The organism is Actinomadura miaoliensis (assembly GCF_039536785.1).
GTDB classification, from domain to species: Bacteria; Actinomycetota; Actinomycetes; order Streptosporangiales; family Streptosporangiaceae; genus Spirillospora; species Spirillospora miaoliensis.
Genome location: NZ_BAAAZG010000084.1, coordinates 26,332 through 43,763, shown reverse-complemented (window position 1 = coordinate 43,763; position 17,432 = coordinate 26,332). Strand labels below are relative to the sequence as shown.

Here is a 17,432-nt window from a genome sequence, read left to right as displayed (position 1 = left end):
TGCTCAGTTCCGCGGCGGGATGCCGTTGGCGGGGGCCTGGGGCTGCCCGCCCGTGTACGGCTGGATGGGGCCGTCGCCCGCGTCCGTCGTCATCGGCTGCCCCTGGAGCACGACCGTGTCGCCCTTGATGACACCGATCTGCGCCCCGGTGTATCCGGCATGCGAGTCCTTGCTGTAGGCGAACGGCACCAGCCCCGGCCCGGTGAACTTGGACTTCTCCAGCGCCTCGACCAAGCTCTTGCGCGTGGGGTGCGGCCCGGCCGCCTGCAACGCCTGCACGAACGTGTAGGCGACGGACATGCCGTAGATGATGTTGCCGTTGAACGGCAGCTTGGGGATGTACTGGCGGTGGATCTGGCGGAACAGCCGGATCCAGCTGTCGTCGCTGCCGGGCGCCGACAGGTACGCGTCGGTGATGATGCCCTGGATGAGCGGGTTGCCCTCGACCTGGGCGCCGCCGCGTTTGGCGTGGCTCTCCAGCAGCCCGGTCAGCGTGACGGGATCCGACCCGACGTTGCTCACCACCATCTGCGGCCTGTAGCCGAGCTTGAGCGCCGCAAGGCGGAACAGCGCGGTGTAGGTGGGGATGGAGAACAGCACCACCACGTCCGCCTTGGACTGCGCGATCGCCTGCACCTGGGCGCCGACGTCGGTGCCGCCCGGCTGGTAGGACTGGCGGGTGACGACCTGGCTCGCCGGGATGTACCTGTCGAGGCCCTTGACGCCGTCCTGGCCGAAGTCGTCGTTCTGGTAGAAGTAGGCGACCTTCCTGCCCGCGAACGCGCGCCGCACGTGGTCGCCGAGGATCTTGCCCTCGCGCACGTAGTCGACCTGCCAGCCGAACGTCTGCGGGTGCCGCTTCGGCTGGTCCCAGCAGCCGCAGCCGGACGCCACGAACAGGTCGGGCACGCGCTGGGCGTTGAGGTAGCCGACCACCTTGGAGTGGGTGGGCGTGCCCAGCCCGTTGAAGATCGCGAACACCTTGTCCCGCAGGACGAGCCGCTGCACCACGCCGACGGTCTGCGTCGGGTTGTAGACGTCGTCGACGTACCGGTAGACGATCTTCCGGCCGTGGACGCCGCCGTTGGCGTTGACGTGGTCGAAGAACGCCTTGGACGCGGCGGAGTTGGCGCTGTACCCCGGCGCGGCGGGCCCGGTGAGCGGCTGGTGGCTGCCGATGGTCACGGTGGTGTCGGTGACACCGGGAGCGGAGGCCCCGCCGCCTCCGCCGTCGTCCCCGGAACCGCACGCGGCCGTCGTGCCGGCCGCGAGCACGAGTGCGGTGAGCGCGGCGGTGGCCCGCGCGAGTCGAGGTCGCTTCATGCGTTCCTCCAGGTGAGCGGTGGGTGGGCCCCCGATGGACGAGCCGGTCAGCCGGTGGCGCCGCGGGTCGGACGGCGGCGGCGGGCCAGGGCGGCCCGGCTCAGCGCGGCCCAGGCCACGCGCAGCCCGCCCTGCACGCCGCGCGGGAACGCCAGGGTGACCACGATCAGCACCAGTCCGTAGAGCGCCAGCGGCAGGTTGGAGGCGACGTTGTGGGACAGGTCGGCCCGCTGCGCCACGTCCGACGCCCAGGCCGGCACGAACACCAGGACCAGCGCGCCCCAGGCCGCGCCCGCCAGGCTGCCCGGGCCGCCGATGACGATCGCCGCGATGAGCTGCAGCGACAGGGTGAGCGGGAAGGCGCCCGGCGCGGCCAGCGCGGTCACCACCGCCAGCAGGCCCCCGGCCAGGCCCGCGCACGCCGCCGACACCACCGTGGCGGCGATCCGGACGCGGGCGACCCGCACCCCGTGCAGGGCGGCGGCGATCTCGTCGTCGCGGGTGGCGCGCAGCGTCCGGCCGAACCGGCCGCGGGTCAGGTTGGCCAGCAGGAACAGCGTCAGCACCGCGCCCAGGCAGGCCATCCACGCCTGCCAGCGCTCCACCGGGAACGTCTCGCCGAGCGCCGCGGGCGGCGCCGCCGGCGGCACCGCCAGCCCGTTCTGCCCGCCCAGCAGGTCCAGCAGCGGCGTGTACCCGGCCAGCCCGGGCAGGCCGACCGCGAACGCCAGCGTCGCACCGGCCAGGTACGGGCCGTGCAGCCGCGCCGCGACCGCCCCGACCACCGTGCCCACCGCGGCCGTCACGACGACGGCCGCGACCAGCACGGCGGCGAGCGGCCACGCCCGGTGGATCAGCAGCAGCGCGGTCGTGTACGCGCCGACCGCCATGAACGCGCCGTGCCCGAGGGAGATCTGCCCGCCGAGCCCGGTCAGCACCGTCAGTCCGGCGACCGCGCACGTCAGGTAGGCCGCCTGCGCGATCTGCAGGTCCCGGTACGGGCCGGCCGCGCCGGTCAGCAGGTACAGCGCGGCGAGGGCGGCGACGGCGCCGAGCGCGTGCCGCGCCAGCCGGTACCGGCCGAGCACGAGCCGCGCCCGGACCGCGGCGCGCACGGGTCCCGAGGCCCGCCGGGTCGCTCCGGTCACACCCGCCTCCCGGTGGTCGCGGCGAACAGCCCGTCCGGCCGGACGAGCAGCACGGCGATCAGCGCCGCCAGCGCCCCGAGCGTGACCAGGTCGGCGCTGACGTACCCGGACACGTAGCTGAGCGCGCAGCCCAGCAGCACCCCGCCGACGACCGCGCCGACCGGGCTGTCCAGGCCGCCGATCACCGCCGCGGTGAACCCGAACACCAGCACCGCGTCGAACTGCGCGGGCCCGACGAACACCGACGGGGCGATCAGCACCCCGGCCAGCGAGCCGACCAGCGCGGCCAGCGCCCAGCCGAGCGTGAGCATCCGCCCGACCCGGACCCCCAGCAGCCGCGCGACCTCCGGCGCGAACGCCGCCGCCCGCAGCCGCAGCCCCAGGTCGGTGCGCACGAACAGCACCGTCAGCGCCACCATCACCGCGCCGGCCGCGCCGAGGACGAACAGGTCGTTGGGCGACAGCAGCAGCCGCGTGCCGCCGGCCGAGAAGCCGCGGATGCCGAACGCCGGGGGATAGGAGTGCGGCGTGTCGCCCCAGATCATCCCGGCGCCCGCCTGCAGCAGCACGAACAGCCCCAGCGTGACGATCACCGCGTTGAGCGGCGGCTTGTCCTCCACCGGGCGGATCACCACCCGTTCGACCACCGCGCCGAGCACCAGCCCGGACGCCAGGGCCACCGCCAGCGCGACCCAGTACGAGCCGCCCGCGTCGATGACCGACCAGGCCAGGAACGTGGTGACCATCAGCATCGCGCCCTGCGCGAAGTTGACGATCCGGGTGGACCGCCAGATCAGCACCAGCGCCAGCGCGACCGTGGCGAACACCATGCCGGAGGTGATCCCGGCCAGCGTGAGGTTGACGAACCGGACCATGGCGGCGACCCCCTAGAACCCCAGGTAGGCGTGACGGAGGCGGTCGTCGGCGGCGAGCGCGGCGGCGGCGCCCTCGGCCGCGACGGCGCCGAGGTTCAGCACCAGCGCGCGGTCGGCGACCGACAGCGCGCTGCGCGCGTTCTGCTCGACCAGCAGCACGGACAGGCCGGTGTCGTCGCACAGCCGCCGCAGCACCGCCATGAGCTGGGCCACCACGCGGGGGGCCAGGCCCAGCGACGGCTCGTCCACCAGCAGCAGCCGCGGTTCGGCGACCAGCGCCCGGCCGAGCGCCAGCATCTGCCGTTCCCCGCCCGACAGGGTGGCGGCGGCGCGGGCGCGCCGTTCGGCCAGCGGCGGGAACAGCTCGTAGACGGCGCCGGTCCGCCGGGCCAGGTCGCCGCGCCGCCACCGCCACAGCCCGCCCAGCCGCAGGTTCTCCTCCACGGTCAGCTCGGTGATGACGCCGCCGGACTGCGGCACGTGCGCCACGCCGAGCCGGACGATCTCCTCCACCGGCAGCCCGGTCAGGTCGCGGCCGTCCAGCGCCGCCCCGCCCGCCCGGGGCCGCAGCAGCCCGGAGATCGTGCGCAGCAGCGTCGTCTTGCCCGCGCCGTTCGCCCCGAGCACCGCCGTCAGGGCGCCGCCGGCCACCGACAGGCTCACCCCGTCCAGCACCGGCTCGGCCCCGTAGGCGACCACCAGATCCCTCACCTCAAGCACCCGGCACCTCCGGCTCGCGGACCTCCTCGCCCAGGTAGGCGGCGACCACGGCCGGGTCGTCGCGGACCTCGGCGGGCGTGCCGTGCGCGATGACCCTGCCGAAGTCCAGCACCAGCACCCGGTCGCACACGTCCATCACCAGGTCCATGTGGTGCTCGACCAGCACCACCGCCAGCTCCTCGCGCAGTCCGCGGACCAGCTCGGCCAGCTCGGCGATCTCCCCGGCCGACAGCCCGGCCGCGGGCTCGTCGAGCAGCAGCAGGTCCGGCTCGGCGGCCAGGGCGCGGGCCAGCGCCACCCGCTTGCGCACGCCGTAGGGCAGCTCGCCGGGCAGCCGCCCGGCGACGCCGGCCACGCCGAGCCGGTCCAGCCGCGCCATCGCCCGTTCGCGCAGCGCGCGCTCGTCGCGGTCGGCGCGCGGCAGCGCCAGCAGGTCGCCGAGGAAGCCGGAGCGGGCGTGCCGGTCGGCGCCCACCAGCACGTTCTCCAGCACGGTCAGGCCGGGGAACAGGCCCACGCCCTGCAGCGTGCGGGCGATGCCGAGGCGGGCCAGGTCGTGCGGGCGGTGCCGGGACAGGGGCCGCCCGCGCCAGCGCAGCTCGCCCCGCCGCGGCCGGACGAAACCGCAGATCACGTTGAACAGGGTCGTCTTGCCGGCGCCGTTCGGGCCGATCACGCCGGTGACGCGGCCGGACGGGACGGTCAGGGACACCGCGTCGAGGGCGACCAGCCCGCCGAAACGGACGGTCACCTCACGCAGGCGGAGCAGTTCAGGGAGTTCGGGGGCTTCGGGGTCGGTGCGAGTCGGATCTTCGGACATGGCGGCCCCATTCCGAGTGACGACGCGAGCCCGGAAAATGTGCGGGGAATTGCATACCGACCAGTCGGTCTCAGCAGCGTATGATCGGGGCGGGAACCCGTCAATAGCCGGTTCGGCGACATGGCGAGGGCCTGCGGGTGCCGGGCCGGGAGACCGGCGCCGGTACGCTGAACGCTGATCACGAGGGGAGGCCGTCCCCGCGGCGGGACCGGCCTCGGGACAGGGGAGAGTCATGGCGCAGCGGCTGGCGGGTAACGCGTCCGCCTACGCGTCCATCCCGGACCGCCTGCTGGCCGTGGCGACGCGGCTGTTCGCGGAGAAGGGCTACGAGAGCACCTCCGTCCAGGAGATCGTCGCCGCCGCCGGGGTCACCAAGGGCGCCATGTACCACTACTTCGGCGCCAAGGACGACCTGCTCTACGAGATCTACCACCGGCTCCTCGGCCTGCAGACGCGGCGCCTGCGCGAGTTCGCCGGCGGCCCCGGCACGGTGGAGGAGCGGCTGCGCGCGGCCGCGGTCGACGTGCTGTCCACCAGCTTCCAGTACCTGGACGAGTTCACCGTCTTCTTCCGCTCCATGCACGTGCTGCCCAAGGAGCGCCGCCGTGCCGTGCGGGCCGAGCGGCGCCGCTACCACGAGGAGTTCCGCGCCCTGGTGGAGGAGGGGCAGCGCGAGGGCGTCTTCCGCGCCGACGTCCCCGCCGACCTGTCGGTGCACTACTTCTTCGGCGCCGTCCACCAGGTCAGCACGTGGTACCGCCCGGACGGGCGGCTGGACGCGCAGGAGATCAGCGAGTACTACGTCGAGCTGTTCCTCAACGGCCTGCGGGCGCGTCCCGAGGCCCCGGCGGCCGCGCCCGGCCGTCCCGGACGGGACGACCGGGGCGCGACGTCCGCCTGAGACCGGCGCGGGCTCAGCCCCGCGCGGCCCGCTCGACCCGCTCCACCTCGAAGGCGGCCTCGCGGAACCGCGCCCGCAGCGGCTTCTTGTCGAACTTGCCCACCGTCGTCTTGGGGATCTCGTCGAGGAACGTCCAGTTCTCCGGCACCTGCCAGCGCGCCACCTTGCCGTCCAGGAAGGCCGCCAGCTCCGCCGCCGAGACGGTCGCGCCCCGCCGCCGCACCACGCACGCCAGCGGACGCTCGGTCCAGCGCGGGTCGGGCACGCCGATCACCGCGGCCTCCAGGACGTCCGGATGCGCCATCAGGTGGTTCTCCAGCTCCACCGAGGAGATCCACTCGCCGCCCGACTTGATGACGTCCTTGGCCCGGTCGGTGATCTGGAAGAAGCCGCGCTCGTCGATCGTGCCGATGTCGCCGGTGCGCAGCCAGCCGTCGTGGAACTTCTCCGGCGCCGGGTCGCGGTGGTAGGAGCCGGTGATCCACGGCCCGCGGACCTCGATCTCACCGACGGACGCGCCGTCCCACGGCAGCTCCTCGCCCCGGTCGTCGACGACGCGCATCTCCACGCCGGCCGCGACCCGGCCGGACCGCATCCGCCAGTCCACGTCCTCGGGCGTGCCGGGCTTCACGCCGGGCGGCGGGAACGCCATGCCGCCCAGCGGGCTGGTCTCGGTCATGCCCCAGCCCTGAATGATCCGCAGCCCGTACCGCTCCTCGAAGCGCTCCAGCATGGCGCGCGGCGCGGCCGCGCCGCCGGACGTCGCGGTGCGCAGCGACGACAGGTCGATCTCGTGCTCGGCGCCGTACTCCAGGATGCCGTTCCAGATCGTCGGGACCGCGGACGCCACGGTGCTGCGCTCGGCCGCGATGAACCGGGTGAGGTGCTCGGGCTGCATGAACGGCCCGGGCATGTGCAGGGTCGCCCCCGACAGCAGCGCCCCGTACGGCAGGCCCCAGGCGTTGACGTGGAACATCGGGACGATCGTCAGCACCCGGTCGGCCTCGGTGACGCCCACCAGCGACGCCGACTGCACCGCCATCGCGTGCAGGAACGTCGAACGGTGCGAGTACACCACGCCCTTGGGGTCGCCGGTGGTGCCGCTGGTGTAGCACATCGACGCGGGCGCGTGCTCGTCCACCTCGGGCCAGGCGAAGCCCGGCTCCTCGGCCGCAAGCAGCTCGCGGTAGCGCAGCACGCGGGCCCGGCCGCCCGACGCCTCCGCCAGCGCGCTCGCGTCGCCGTCGCCCACCACGACGTAGGTCTCCACGCTCGGCACCCGCCCGGCGACGCGCGCCAGCAGCGGGACGAGGTTGTCGTCGACGATGACGATCCGGTCCTCGGCGTGGCCGATGATGTGCGCCAGCTGGTCGGGGAACAGCCGGATGTTCAGGGTGTGCAGCACCGCGCCCATGCCGGGCACGGCGAAGTACGCCTCCAGATGCTCCTGGTGGTTCCAGCAGAACGTGGCGACCGCCTCGCCGGTGCGCACCCCGAGCCGGGTCAGCGCGGCGGCGAGCCGCTCGGCGTTCTCGGCGACCTCCGCGTACGTGGCGCGGCGCGCGCCCGCGCCGGTCCAGGTCACGCATTCGCTCCGCCCGAACACCCGGGACCCGTGCCTGAGTATCGCGCCGACGGTGAGCGAGAAGTCCTGCATCGTGCTTCGGATCATGCGTTTCTCCGGGGGTGGGCGAATGCGTGTGCCGGCGATTCCTCCGGCCGGTCCGTCGTGCTCGAGAACACATACCGACCGGTCGGTTAAACGTTAGGGTCGTCCCGTTCGCGGCGTCAACGGGTCGCCAGGGTGGTGGTGGCACCACCAGGAAGAGGGGAGCCTGTCTGAGCGGCCGCGCGCCGGGCAGGATCGAAGGCATGAACCGGCGCGGCGACGACGCCGCCGCGATCTCCATATCCGCCAGAAGGGACCCCATGAGGACACGTACGTTCGCCGGGACGCCGGTCGGGGCGGTCGGGCTCGGCTGCATGGGCATGAGCTGGGCCTACGGCGCCTCCGAACGCGACGACGAGGCGTCGGTGGCGCTGATCCGCGAGGCGCTCGACCTCGGCGTCACGTTCCTGGACACCGCCCAGGTCTACGGGGTCGGGCACAACGAGACCCTGGTCGGCCGCGCGCTGCGGGGCCGCCGCGACGAGGCCGTGCTCGCCACCAAGACCGGGCTGGTCGTCGAGGACGTCGAGAAGATGAGGATGGCCACCCGGGGCACCCCCGAGTACGTCAAGCGCTCGGCCGAGGAGAGCCTGCGCCGCCTGGAGACCGACGTCATCGACCTGTACTACCTGCACCGCGTCGACCCGGCCGTGCCGCTCGCCGAGAGCTGGGGCGCCATGGCCGAGCTGGTCGCCGAGGGCAAGGTGCGGCACCTGGGCCTGTCGGAGGTGACGGTCGCGCAGGCCGAGGAGGCGCACCGTGTCCACCCGGTCGCCGCGATCCAGTCCGAGCTGTCGCTGTGGACGCGGGACGCCATGGGCGCGCCGGGCGGCATCGTCGGCGCGTTCTCCGGGGGAGACCCGGCCGCGGGCGGCGAGGGACCGGGCGACGTGGTCGGCTGGTGCGCCGCCAACGGCGCGGCGTTCGTGCCGTTCTCACCGCTCGGCCGCGGCTTCCTCACCGGCACGGTGACCACCGCCGACCTGGACGACGACGACTTCCGCAGGCGCAACCCGCGCTTCCAGGAGGAGGCGGTCCGGCAGAACATGCGCATCGTCGACGTCGTCAGGCGGGTGGCCGAACGGCACGGCGCCACCCCCGCGCAGGTCGCCATCGCCTGGACGCTGGCGCGGGGCGAGCACGTCATCCCGATCCCCGGCACCAAGAAGCAGCGCTACCTGCGCGACAACGCCGGTGCCGCCGACCTGGACCTCACCGAGCAGGACCTGGCCGAGCTGGACGACATCCCGGCGCCGGCCGGCAGCCGCTACTGACCCGTCCCCGCGGCGCGGCGCGCCTCCTCGTCACCTCGGAAGGGCGGTGCGCCGCGCCGCACGCGGGCTCACGGCCGGACGGCCGCGTTCACGCCACCGGGGCCGCGCGCCGAGCCTCGGCGGCCAGGGCGAGCAGCTCGTCGACCGGCCACTGGTCGTAGGCGTGCCGGCCGTACCCGGCGGCGACGACGCGGCCGTCCGGGGCGATGAGGAAGTCGGCGGGCAGGCCGAGCCGTCCGTGGGGCTGGCGGGCGGCCGGCGTGCGGTCGCGCCGGAGGGCCACCCGCACCGCCGAGCGGGAGACCGCGACGAGGATCGGGCCCCACACGCGCGGGTCGAGCAGCGCGCGGCGGCCGGCCTCCACGCCGAACTCCCGGTACAGCCGCTTGTCGGGGTCGGCGACGACGGCGAACGGCAGGTCGGCCGCGTACGGGAGCAGTTCCTCGGCGGGGGAGTGGAACACCGCGACCTCGCGGACGCCCGCCGCCTCGATCTCGGCGTGCCGTCGCGTCACCGACCGCAGGTGCAGGTTGCAGACCGGGCATCCGGCGAAGCGCCGGAACTGCAGGTGGACGAGCCGTTCCGGATCGGGCACGGGCACCGGCGGGCCGCCGACGGCGGCCAGCTCGCGGGCGGTGACCGGCGAGCCCACCGAAAGCCTGGACATGGGAACCTCCGCTTGTAGGCGTACAGCATACGCCTACGAGTGTAGGCGTATCTTGTACGCATGCCCAGGCCCCGTTCGCTCAGCCCCGCCCGCATCGCCGAGGCCGCCCTCGCCGTGATCGACCGGGACGGCCTGCCCGCGCTCACCATGCGGGCGGTCGCCCAGGAGCTGGGCATGGGCACGATGTCGCTGTACCGGTACGTCGACGACCGGCAGGAGCTGGAAGGGCTCGTCGTCGAGCTGGTGCTGGGCGCCGTCGACACCGTGCCGCCGCCCGGCGCGCCCTGGCGCGAGCAGGTCGCGACGCTGGTGCGGCGGGTGCGCGACGCGGTCGCCGCGCATCCCGCCGTCGTCCCGCTGACGATGACGCACCGGCACAGCTCGCCCGCCTCGCTGCGCTGGGGGGAGGCGGTGGTGGACGTGCTGGCCGGGGCGGGGTTCGACGCCCGGAGCCGCGTCATCGCGCTGCGCGCCCTGCTCGGCTACCTCCTCGGCGCCATCCAGCTCGAACACCTCGGCCCGCTGGCCGGCGCCGGCACCGATGTGATGGCCGCCCTGCCGGACGACACCTACCCCCGGCTCGCCGAGACCGCCCGCAGCGCGAAGACCGTCCCGCCCGATGAGGAGTTCGACGGGGGGCTGGCCGCCGTGCTCGCCGGGATCGAGGCGGGCGCCCGCTGACCCGCCGCTAACCCCGCACGATCATCGACTGCTGCGCGGCGATCGCCTCGGCGGCCTCGCGGACGATCCGGCCGATCAGCTCCGCGCACGTCGGCAGGTCGTCGATCACCGCCACGACCTGGCCGGACGCCATGACGCCGAGGTCGGGACGCCCGTCGACCATCGCCGCCCGGAGCAGCATGGGGGTGTTGGCGGCCATGAGCACCTGCGACCACGACAGGTCCCTGCCGTGCCGCATCGCCCGCCCGTCGGCCAGCATCGCCCGCCACGACATGCCGGAGATCCGCCGGAAGCGGGCGGCGTTGCGCACCGCCCGGACCAGGCCGGTGACGCGGCCGGAGCGTTCGAGGCCGTCCACCAGGTCGCTGCGCAGCACCCGGTGCGGCAGCCCGTCGACCTGCCGCGTCACCACGGTCTCGGCGGCGCCCAGGTACACGCTCTTGACCGCGTCGGGCACGGAGCTGTCGGCGGTCAGCAGGAACCGGGTGCCCATCGCCACGCCCGCCGCCCCGTAGGCCAGCGCGGCGGCCAGGCCGCGCCCGTCGAAGAACCCGCCGGCGGCGATCACGGGAATGTCGACGGCGTCCACGACCTGGGGGAGCAGCAGCGTCGTGGCGACCGGGCCGGTGTGCCCGCCGCCCTCGCCGCCCTGCACCAGCACCGCGTCCGCGCCCCACCCGGCGACCTTCTCGGCGTGCCGCCGCGCCCCCACCGAGGGGATCACCACCACGCCCTCGTCCTTCAGCCGGGCGATCAGCTCGCGTTTGGGGGCCAGGGCGAACGAGGCGACCCGCACCCCCTCCTTGACGATCAGGTCGATGCGCTCGCCCGCGTCGGCGGCGTCGGCCCGCAGGTTGACCCCGAACGGCGCGTCCGTGCGGTCCTTGACCTCGCGGATCGCCGTGGCCAGCCGGTCGACCGTCATGGTCGCCGACGCCAGCACGCCGAGGCCGCCCGCGTTCGCCACCGCCGTGACCAGGCGCGGCCCGGCCACCCAGCCCATGCCCGTCTGCACGATCGGGTGCCGGACGCCGGTGAGCCGGGTCAGCGGCGTGTCGAGCACCTGCCCTGTCAGCTCCCCGGACGCCTGCCCGGTCGTGTGCCCGGTCGTGGGCTCGGTCGCGTCGCCGGTCACGCGGGGACCTCGCGTTCGCGCAGTCCGTGGGGATCGAGCACCTCGCGCATGATCCGGAGTTCCTCGGCGGTGGGCGCGCGCGTCTCGGGCACCTCGTCCGGGACGACCAGTTCGAAACCGGTGCGGGCGACGACGTCCTCCACCGTCACACCGGGGTGCGTGGAGCGCAGCCGCATCCGCCGGTCCGGGGTGTCGAAGTCCAGGACGCCGAGGTCGGTCACCACCGTGCGCAGCTCGAAGGCGCCCCGGTCGCAGCCGATGCCGCTGACGAAGTCGACCTTCTCGGTGAACACGCGGGGCGAATGCCGGGGAATCCAGTAGCTGGTGGTGTTGACGCGCGTGTTGCCGGGCGCACCGCGCACGCCGAGCAGCTGCCGCGCCGGGCGCTCCCAGTCGCCGATGCAGGAGATGTTGGAGTTGCCGAACCGGTCGATCTGGCTGGCGCCCAGCACCACGTGCCGGCGCCCGTTCAGCACCAGCCACAGGTGGTCGCGGAACGGCAGCCAGCCCTCGACCGCACCGGCGGGCGCGCCCAGCGGCACCGGCTCGGCGGTCAGGTTCGGCCCGCCGTCGGTGGTCAGCAGGTCCGGTTCGAACGTCATCCGCGCCAGCCGCGCCCCCAGCGCGGGCACCATCCCGGACACCGCCGCCGCGACGATCTCCCCGTCCCCCCGGAACAGCTCCGCGCACGCCACCGCGCACACCTCGGCCCGCGTCGCCGCGCTCATCGCGACTCCTCCTGCCAGGTGCGGACGGCGTCCTGGTAGGCGGCCTCGTCGCCCGACAGGAAGCGGTCGCGGAACGCCCGCCACTTCTCCGGATCGCCCGCCGACTGCGCGTACAGCCGCTGGAACGCCTCGTCGCGGCCGTGGTCGGGTTCGCAGGTGGTGAAGTGCGCCCCGTTCGGGGTCTCCACCACGCCCGCGACGTGCGAGCGGCTGATCAGCAGCGACTGCACCGGTCCCTCCTTGAGCAGGTCGCCGGTGTCGACGAGGCGTTCGCACGACACGTACGCGCGGGCCGCGGCCTTGGCGAACAGGTCGTCCATGTACGGGTCGGGGCCGAGGTACTGGCCGTTGCCGCGCGCGTCGGCGCGGTTCATGTGGACCAGCGCGACGTCCATCGTCAGCGGGGGCACGGCGATCAGCTCGGTGCCGTCCGCGTACGGCGAGCGGACGGTCCTCAGCTCGGGGTTGACGCGCAGCACGTCCGAGCCCAGGCCCGCCGGCGTCGGCAGGAACGGCAGCCGGTGCGCCGCCGCGTACAGCCCGAACATGAACATGCCCTCGTCGTACTCGGTCAGCTCGATCGCCCCGTTCTGCCGCGCCGCCCGGAAGTGCGGCTCCAGCGGGATCGAGTCGAGCGTGACGAACGGCGCGACCAGCCTGCGGACCTTGCCGTACGCGCACAGCAGGCCCACGTCCGGGCCGCCGTAGGACACCACCGTCAGGTCGGTGACCGGCGACCGGCAGATCGCCCGCACCAGCGCCATCGGCTTGCGACGCGAGCCCCAGCCGCCGATCCCGACCGTCATACCGCTGTCCAGCGACGCGACGACCTCCTCCACCGTCATGACCTTGCTCATCGGCCCTCCTCGGCGGCCCGGCCGTCCCGGCCGCTGCGGACGAAGGCGTCGCGGTGCCGGTCGCCCGCGCCGGTCAGGTTCAGCTCGAACGTGAAGCCCTGCTCGAACCGGTAGCTGCGCTTGACGTCGACCGGGTCGATGCCGTTCAGCGACTCCTTGGCCCGCCGGATCACGTACCGGTCCTTGGCGGCGATGTCGCGGGCCACCGCCATCGCCGCGTCGCGCAGTCGCGCCGCCGGGACCACCTCCAGCACCGATCCGTGCCGGTGCAGTTCCTCGGCGGTGACGTTGCGGCAGGTGTAGACCATGGCGCGCATCAGGTGCTGCGGGACGAGCCGGGCCAGGTGGGTGGCGGCGCCCAGCGCGCCCCGGTCCACCTCGGGCAGGCCGAAGTAGGCGTCCTCGGACGCCACGACGACGTCGGCGTTGCCGGCCAGCCCGACGCCGCCGCCCAGGCAGAACCCGTGCACCGCCGCCACGACCGGGACCTCGCACTCGTACACCGCCGCGAACGCCGCGTAGCACCCCCGGTTGGCGCCGACCAGCGCGGTGTGCCCCTCGGCGGCCTGCATCTCCTTGATGTCGACGCCCGCGTTGAAGCCGCGTCCGTCGGCGCGGAGCACCACCGCCCCGACGTCCGGGTCGCGGCCCGCCGCCAGCACGGCGTCGGCCAGGTCGTACCAGCCCCGGACGGTGAGCGCGTTGACCGGGGGCGCGGTGACGACGATCTCGGCCACCCCGTCGGGGTGGGTCGTGGTGGAGACTCCCATGCGCTACCTTTCCACCAAACATTTGTTAGAACAGACGGTAGCAGGAACCCGCCGGGAGGGCCCGATGTCGCTGACGCTGGATCTGAGCGGCCGCCTCGCCGTGGTCACCGGGGGCGTGCGGGGCGTCGGACGCGGCATCAGCCGGGCGTTCCTGGCCGCCGGGGCCGACGTCGTCGCCGTCGCCCGCCGCGAGCCGCCGGACCTTCCGTCCGTGGACGGCCGCACCGCCCGCTTCGTCTCCCTCGACGTGCGCGACCCGGACGCCGTGCGGGACTTCATGGACGGCCTCGACCGGATCGACGTGCTGGTCAACAACGCGGGCGGCACCCCGTTCCTGCCGCTGTCGGAGGGCGACCTCCGCACCCACGCCAAGATCATCGAACTGAACCTGACCGCCCCGCTGATCTGCGCCCGGGCCGCCGCCGCCCGCATGCGGGCCCGGCCCGGCGGCGGCTCCATCATCATGATCGGCAGCGTGAGCGGGGTGCGGCCTTCGCCCGGCAGCGCCGCCTACGGCGCCGCCAAGGCGGGCCTGCACAGCCTGGCGACCTCCCTCGCCGTCGAATGGGCCCCCGACGACATCCGGGTGAACGCGCTCGTCCTCGGCATGGTCCGCACCGAGAGCTCCGACCTGCACTACGGCGACGAGGCGGGGATCGCCGCCGTCGGACGCACCGTCCCCCTGGGCCGCCTGGCCGACCCGTACGCCGACGTCGGCGCGGCCTGCGTCTATCTCGCCTCGGACCTGGCGGCCTACGTCACCGGTTCCGCACTGCTCATGCACGGCGGCGGTGAACGCCCCGCCTTCCTGGACGCCGCCACCGCCAACAGGCCCGGCCTGAACGAGGAGGACGCCAAGTGATCTGCGAGGACCGCGTCGTGGCCGTCACCGGAGCGGGCCGCGGCCTCGGCCGCGCCCACGCCCTGGAGTTCGCCCGCCAGGGCGCCGCCGTGGTCGTCAACGACGTCGGCGTGGCCCGCGACGGCACCGGGGACGCGGCCGACGGCCCCGCCCAGCGGGTCGTCGAGGAGATCGAGCGGCTGGGCGGCCGCGCGGTCGCCAGTGTCCACGACATCGCCACCGAGGACGGCGCGGCCGCCCTGGTCGCCACCGCCCTGGAGGCGTTCGGACGCCTGGACACCCTCGTCAACAACGCCGGGTTCCTGCGCGACCGGATGCTGGTCAACCTCACCGAGGAGGAGTGGGACGCGGTCATGCGCGTCCACCTCAAGGGCCACTTCCTGCCGCTCAAGCACGCGGGCCGCCACTGGCGCGCCGAGAGCAAGGCGGGCAGGGCCGTGGACGCCCGCGTCGTCAACACCTCCTCCGGCGCCGGGCTGCTCGGCAGCGTCGGCCAGGGCAACTACTCCGCCGCAAAGGCCGGGATCGTCGGCCTCACCCTGGTCGCCGCCGCCGAACTGGCCCGCTACGGCGTGACCGTCAACGCGATCGCGCCGGCCGCCCGCACCCGCATGACCGAGGAGGTCTTCGCGCGGACGATGGCGCCGCCCGCCGAAGGCGAGTTCGACGCGATGGCCCCGGAGAACGTCTCGCCCCTGGTGGCCTGGCTCGGGTCGGCGCGCTCGCGGGGCGTCACCGGCCGCGTCTTCGAGGTCGAGGGCGGGAGGATCTGCGTGATGGACGGCTTCCGGCACGGCCCGATGATCGACAAGGGCGGCCGCTGGGAACCGTCCGAACTGGACGACGTCGTCGCCGGCCTGCTCTCCAGCGCACCCGCCCCGGAACCCGTCTACGGCGCCTGAGCGAGACGCCCGAACGAGACGCCTGAGCGAGACGCCCGAACGAGACGATCGCGTATGGGACGTGGACGCTCGTCCATGGTCCGTCGCGTCTCCGTCTGGTGAGCTGGGCGCATGACCGAAAACGCACCGATTCTCGTTCTCGGCGGCCGCGGCAAGACGGGCCGCCGCGTCGTCGCCCGCCTGCAGGACCGCGGCGTGCCCGTGCGCGTGGGCTCCCGCACGACCGGCACCCGCTTCGACTGGACGGCCCCCGAGACCTGGGGCCCGGCGCTCGACGGCGTGGGCGCCGTGTACGTCGTCCCCATGAACGAGTTCGTCGACCAGTCCGCCGTGGAGGACTTCGTTCGCCTGGCCGCCGAGGCGAAGGTGCGGCGGCTGGTCCTGCTGTCGGCACGCGGTGGGGACGGCCACGCGCTGCCGGAGCAGGAGCCCGTCGAGCGCGCGGTGCGCGATTCCGGCGCCGAATGGACGATCCTGCGTCCGGCCTGGTTCGCCCAGAACTTCAGCGAGGACTTCTTCCTCGAGCCGCTGCTCGCGGGCGAGCTCGCGCTGCCCACCGGAGAAGGCCGTGAGGCGTTCGTCGACGCCGAGGACATCGCCGACGTGGCCGTCGCCGCCCTCACCGGCGACGGCCACGCGGGGGAGATCTATGAGCTGTCCGGGCCGGAGGCGCTGTCACTGCGTTCCGTCGTCTCGTTGATCTCCGAGGCCACCGGCCGCGACATCCGCTACCTGCCCGTCGGCGTCGCCGATTTCACGGCGGCGCTGACTTCGCAGGGCTGGCCGTCCGACGTGGTGGAAACGGTCACCGCGCTCCTGGGCAAGATCGCCGACGGCCGGGGCGAACACCTCAGCGACGGCGTCCAGCGCGCCCTGGGACGCGCCCCCCGTCCCTTCGCCGACTACGTCAAGTCCACGGCCGCCACCGGCGTCTGGAATCCCTGACGGAAGATCGCGGCGCGCACCTTACTATGTCAAGGCCGTCGCCCGTACCAAGCTCCCACCGGCCGCCGGCGAAGGCGTCGGCGAAGGCGTCGGCGACCGGGGGAGCCTGCCGGGCCCCGTCGCACGGTGACGTCGCCGGCGCCGGCCTCACAGTTCGGCGGGCTGTCTCGTCGGACTGGTGAGGGCGGACGCGACCAAGGGAGCCTGCGACACCATGACCACCTCCGAGCCGGAGCGGGACCGGCCCGATCCGAGCCTGAACGCGATCATCAGCGAGCGGCGTCAGCTGATCAATATGGCGTACCGGCTCCTCGGCTCCCTGGCCGAGGCCGAGGACGTCGTCCAGGAGACCTACGCCCGCTGGTACGCCATGTCCCGGCCGCAGCAGGACGCCATCGAGTCCCCCGGCGCATGGCTGACCAGGGTCGCCGGCCGCATCTGCTACGACCTGCTCGGCTCGGCGCGGGCCCGGCGCGAGCGCTACGTGGGCGAATGGATCCCCGAACCGCTGCCCGACTCCACCGAGTGGATCAACGGTCGGCAGGGGAGCGCCTCGGCCGACCCGGCCGACCGCGTCACCCTGGACGAGTCGGTCACCATGGCCTTCCTCGTCGTGCTGGAATCGATGACCCCGGCCGAGCGGGTGGCGTTCGTCCTGCACGACGTCTTCCGTTTCTCCTTTCCGGAGGTGGCCGAGATCGTCGGCCGTACCCCGGCGGCATGCCGCCAGCTGGCCTCCTCGGCCCGCCGCCGCGTCCGCGCGTCGCAGGGGCCCGCGACCCCGGCGGCCCAGCGCGCCGCCGTCGTCCGGAGCTTCAAGGAGGCGTGGGAGGCCAAGGACCTCGACGCCCTCATCGCCCTCCTCGACCCCGACGCCACGGGCATCGCCGACGGCGGCGGCCTCGTCAGCGCCGTGCTCGAGCCGGTCGAGGGCGCCGAGCGGGTCGCGCGCTTCCTGGTGGACATCGCCGACCGGGCAGCCGACCTGACGATCACGGAGCGCCTGGTCAACGGCCAGCCCGGTCTGGTGGCCCGGCCGGACGACGTCACGGTGGCGGTGATGGCGTTCGACGTCGTCGGCGACCGGATCAGGCGCATCTGGGCGGTGCGCAACCCCGAGAAGCTCCGGCCCTGGACGACGGGCTGACGACCGGG

18 protein-coding genes are annotated in these 17,432 nt (G+C 74.1%); 7 read left to right on the top strand and 11 right to left on the bottom strand.

The window, feature by feature from the left end:
• Positions 1-3 precede the first annotated feature (3 nt).
• The 5 genes from ABD811_RS42475 to ABD811_RS42455 are packed head-to-tail and all read right to left on the bottom strand — an operon-like array spanning position 4 to position 4,886.
• Positions 4-1,323, bottom strand: coding sequence for an ABC transporter substrate-binding protein (locus ABD811_RS42475; RefSeq protein ID WP_344959224.1), 1,320 nt, complete (start codon positions 1,321-1,323; stop codon positions 4-6).
• Positions 1,324-1,370: 47 nt separating this feature from the next.
• Positions 1,371-2,471: a branched-chain amino acid ABC transporter permease gene (locus ABD811_RS42470; RefSeq protein ID WP_344959222.1), complete on the bottom strand. Its 1,101-nt coding sequence runs from the start codon at positions 2,469-2,471 to the stop codon at positions 1,371-1,373.
• On the bottom strand, positions 2,468-3,346 hold the full coding sequence (locus ABD811_RS42465) for a branched-chain amino acid ABC transporter permease (RefSeq protein WP_344959220.1): 879 nt from the start codon (positions 3,344-3,346) through the stop codon (positions 2,468-2,470). Before ABD811_RS42465 ends, ABD811_RS42470 begins: the two co-directional genes overlap by 4 nt.
• Before the next feature lie 12 nt (positions 3,347-3,358).
• Complete coding sequence (locus tag ABD811_RS42460) at positions 3,359-4,066, bottom strand: ABC transporter ATP-binding protein (protein WP_344959218.1); 708 nt, start codon at positions 4,064-4,066, stop codon at positions 3,359-3,361.
• Positions 4,059-4,886 (bottom strand): ABC transporter ATP-binding protein, encoded by an 828-nt coding sequence (locus tag ABD811_RS42455; protein WP_344959216.1) that lies wholly within the window; start codon positions 4,884-4,886, stop codon positions 4,059-4,061. The genes ABD811_RS42460 and ABD811_RS42455 overlap by 8 nt, the downstream gene beginning before the upstream one ends.
• 232 nt (positions 4,887-5,118) lie before the next feature.
• Between ABD811_RS42455 and ABD811_RS42450 the strand changes: the two genes are divergently transcribed.
• The gene (locus tag ABD811_RS42450) at positions 5,119-5,787 is read left to right on the top strand and encodes a TetR/AcrR family transcriptional regulator (RefSeq protein WP_344959214.1); all 669 of its coding nucleotides are present in this window, start codon (positions 5,119-5,121) and stop codon (positions 5,785-5,787) included.
• 13 nt (positions 5,788-5,800) lie between these two features.
• Here ABD811_RS42450 and ABD811_RS42445 read toward each other — a convergent pair whose 3' ends face one another.
• Complete coding sequence (locus ABD811_RS42445) at positions 5,801-7,459, bottom strand: long-chain fatty acid--CoA ligase (RefSeq protein ID WP_344959212.1); 1,659 nt, start codon at positions 7,457-7,459, stop codon at positions 5,801-5,803.
• Between the two features lie 257 nt (positions 7,460-7,716).
• On the opposite strand from ABD811_RS42445, the gene ABD811_RS42440 reads away from it, so the two are divergent.
• On the top strand, positions 7,717-8,730 hold the full coding sequence (locus ABD811_RS42440; RefSeq protein WP_344959210.1) for an aldo/keto reductase: 1,014 nt from the start codon (positions 7,717-7,719) through the stop codon (positions 8,728-8,730).
• 88 nt (positions 8,731-8,818) lie between these two features.
• Here the strand turns inward: ABD811_RS42440 and ABD811_RS42435 are convergent, their stop codons facing one another.
• The gene (locus ABD811_RS42435) at positions 8,819-9,397 is read right to left on the bottom strand and encodes a peroxiredoxin-like family protein (RefSeq protein ID WP_344959208.1); all 579 of its coding nucleotides are present in this window, start codon (positions 9,395-9,397) and stop codon (positions 8,819-8,821) included.
• Positions 9,398-9,457: 60 nt separating this feature from the next.
• Between ABD811_RS42435 and ABD811_RS42430 the strand changes: the two genes are divergently transcribed.
• Positions 9,458-10,078: a TetR/AcrR family transcriptional regulator C-terminal domain-containing protein gene (locus ABD811_RS42430; RefSeq protein WP_344959206.1), complete on the top strand. Its 621-nt coding sequence runs from the start codon at positions 9,458-9,460 to the stop codon at positions 10,076-10,078.
• 7 nt (positions 10,079-10,085) lie between these two features.
• On the opposite strand, the gene ABD811_RS42425 is transcribed toward ABD811_RS42430, so the two are convergent.
• From ABD811_RS42425 to ABD811_RS42410, 4 genes are read right to left on the bottom strand one after another with little or no spacing between them, the layout of a single operon-like run.
• Positions 10,086-11,153: an NAD(P)H-dependent flavin oxidoreductase gene (locus ABD811_RS42425; protein ID WP_344959266.1), complete on the bottom strand. Its 1,068-nt coding sequence runs from the start codon at positions 11,151-11,153 to the stop codon at positions 10,086-10,088.
• A 56-nt stretch (positions 11,154-11,209) separates the two neighbouring features.
• A complete protein-coding gene (locus ABD811_RS42420; protein ID WP_344959204.1) occupies positions 11,210-11,941 on the bottom strand; it encodes a CoA-transferase subunit beta in 732 nt (243 codons plus the stop codon).
• On the bottom strand, positions 11,938-12,798 hold the full coding sequence (locus ABD811_RS42415; protein ID WP_344959201.1) for a CoA transferase subunit A: 861 nt from the start codon (positions 12,796-12,798) through the stop codon (positions 11,938-11,940). Before ABD811_RS42415 ends, ABD811_RS42420 begins: the two co-directional genes overlap by 4 nt.
• Positions 12,795-13,568 (bottom strand): enoyl-CoA hydratase family protein, encoded by a 774-nt coding sequence (locus tag ABD811_RS42410; RefSeq protein ID WP_344959199.1) that lies wholly within the window; start codon positions 13,566-13,568, stop codon positions 12,795-12,797. The genes ABD811_RS42415 and ABD811_RS42410 overlap by 4 nt, the downstream gene beginning before the upstream one ends.
• Positions 13,569-13,632: 64 nt before the next feature.
• Between ABD811_RS42410 and ABD811_RS42405 the strand changes: the two genes are divergently transcribed.
• The 4 genes from ABD811_RS42405 to sigJ all read left to right on the top strand — a co-directional run bounded on the left by ABD811_RS42405 (position 13,633) and on the right by sigJ (position 17,424).
• Positions 13,633-14,430, top strand: coding sequence for an SDR family oxidoreductase (locus ABD811_RS42405; RefSeq protein ID WP_344959197.1), 798 nt, complete (start codon positions 13,633-13,635; stop codon positions 14,428-14,430).
• Positions 14,427-15,332, top strand: coding sequence for an SDR family oxidoreductase (locus ABD811_RS42400; protein WP_344959195.1), 906 nt, complete (start codon positions 14,427-14,429; stop codon positions 15,330-15,332). Before ABD811_RS42405 ends, ABD811_RS42400 begins: the two co-directional genes overlap by 4 nt.
• Positions 15,333-15,443: 111 nt before the next feature.
• Positions 15,444-16,277 carry an NAD(P)H-binding protein gene (locus ABD811_RS42395; RefSeq protein WP_344959193.1) on the top strand — a complete coding sequence of 278 codons (834 nt, stop codon included), beginning with the start codon at positions 15,444-15,446 and terminating at the stop codon, positions 16,275-16,277.
• Positions 16,278-16,491: 214 nt separating this feature from the next.
• Positions 16,492-17,424: an RNA polymerase sigma factor SigJ gene (sigJ, locus tag ABD811_RS42390; protein WP_344959191.1), complete on the top strand. Its 933-nt coding sequence runs from the start codon at positions 16,492-16,494 to the stop codon at positions 17,422-17,424.
• The last annotated feature ends 8 nt before the right edge of the window (positions 17,425-17,432 follow it).

Bases quoted from the DNA above. Each gene is read 5' to 3' on its own strand.
- ABD811_RS42475 (WP_344959224.1), bottom strand. From the start codon at position 1,323: ATGAAGCGACCTCGACTCGCGCGGGCCACCGCCGCGCTCACCGCACTC.
- ABD811_RS42465 (WP_344959220.1), bottom strand. From the start codon at position 3,346: ATGGTCCGGTTCGTCAACCTCACGCTGGCCGGGATCACCTCCGGCATG.
- ABD811_RS42455 (WP_344959216.1), bottom strand. From the start codon at position 4,886: ATGTCCGAAGATCCGACTCGCACCGACCCCGAAGCCCCCGAACTCCCT.
- ABD811_RS42450 (WP_344959214.1), top strand. From the start codon at position 5,119: ATGGCGCAGCGGCTGGCGGGTAACGCGTCCGCCTACGCGTCCATCCCG.
- ABD811_RS42445 (WP_344959212.1), bottom strand. From the start codon at position 7,459: ATGATCCGAAGCACGATGCAGGACTTCTCGCTCACCGTCGGCGCGATA.
- ABD811_RS42440 (WP_344959210.1), top strand. From the start codon at position 7,717: ATGAGGACACGTACGTTCGCCGGGACGCCGGTCGGGGCGGTCGGGCTC.
- ABD811_RS42435 (WP_344959208.1), bottom strand. From the start codon at position 9,397: ATGTCCAGGCTTTCGGTGGGCTCGCCGGTCACCGCCCGCGAGCTGGCC.
- ABD811_RS42430 (WP_344959206.1), top strand. From the start codon at position 9,458: ATGCCCAGGCCCCGTTCGCTCAGCCCCGCCCGCATCGCCGAGGCCGCC.
- ABD811_RS42420 (WP_344959204.1), bottom strand. From the start codon at position 11,941: ATGAGCGCGGCGACGCGGGCCGAGGTGTGCGCGGTGGCGTGCGCGGAG.
- ABD811_RS42415 (WP_344959201.1), bottom strand. From the start codon at position 12,798: ATGAGCAAGGTCATGACGGTGGAGGAGGTCGTCGCGTCGCTGGACAGC.
- ABD811_RS42410 (WP_344959199.1), bottom strand. From the start codon at position 13,568: ATGGGAGTCTCCACCACGACCCACCCCGACGGGGTGGCCGAGATCGTC.
- ABD811_RS42405 (WP_344959197.1), top strand. From the start codon at position 13,633: ATGTCGCTGACGCTGGATCTGAGCGGCCGCCTCGCCGTGGTCACCGGG.
- ABD811_RS42395 (WP_344959193.1), top strand. From the start codon at position 15,444: ATGACCGAAAACGCACCGATTCTCGTTCTCGGCGGCCGCGGCAAGACG.
- sigJ (WP_344959191.1), top strand. From the start codon at position 16,492: ATGACCACCTCCGAGCCGGAGCGGGACCGGCCCGATCCGAGCCTGAAC.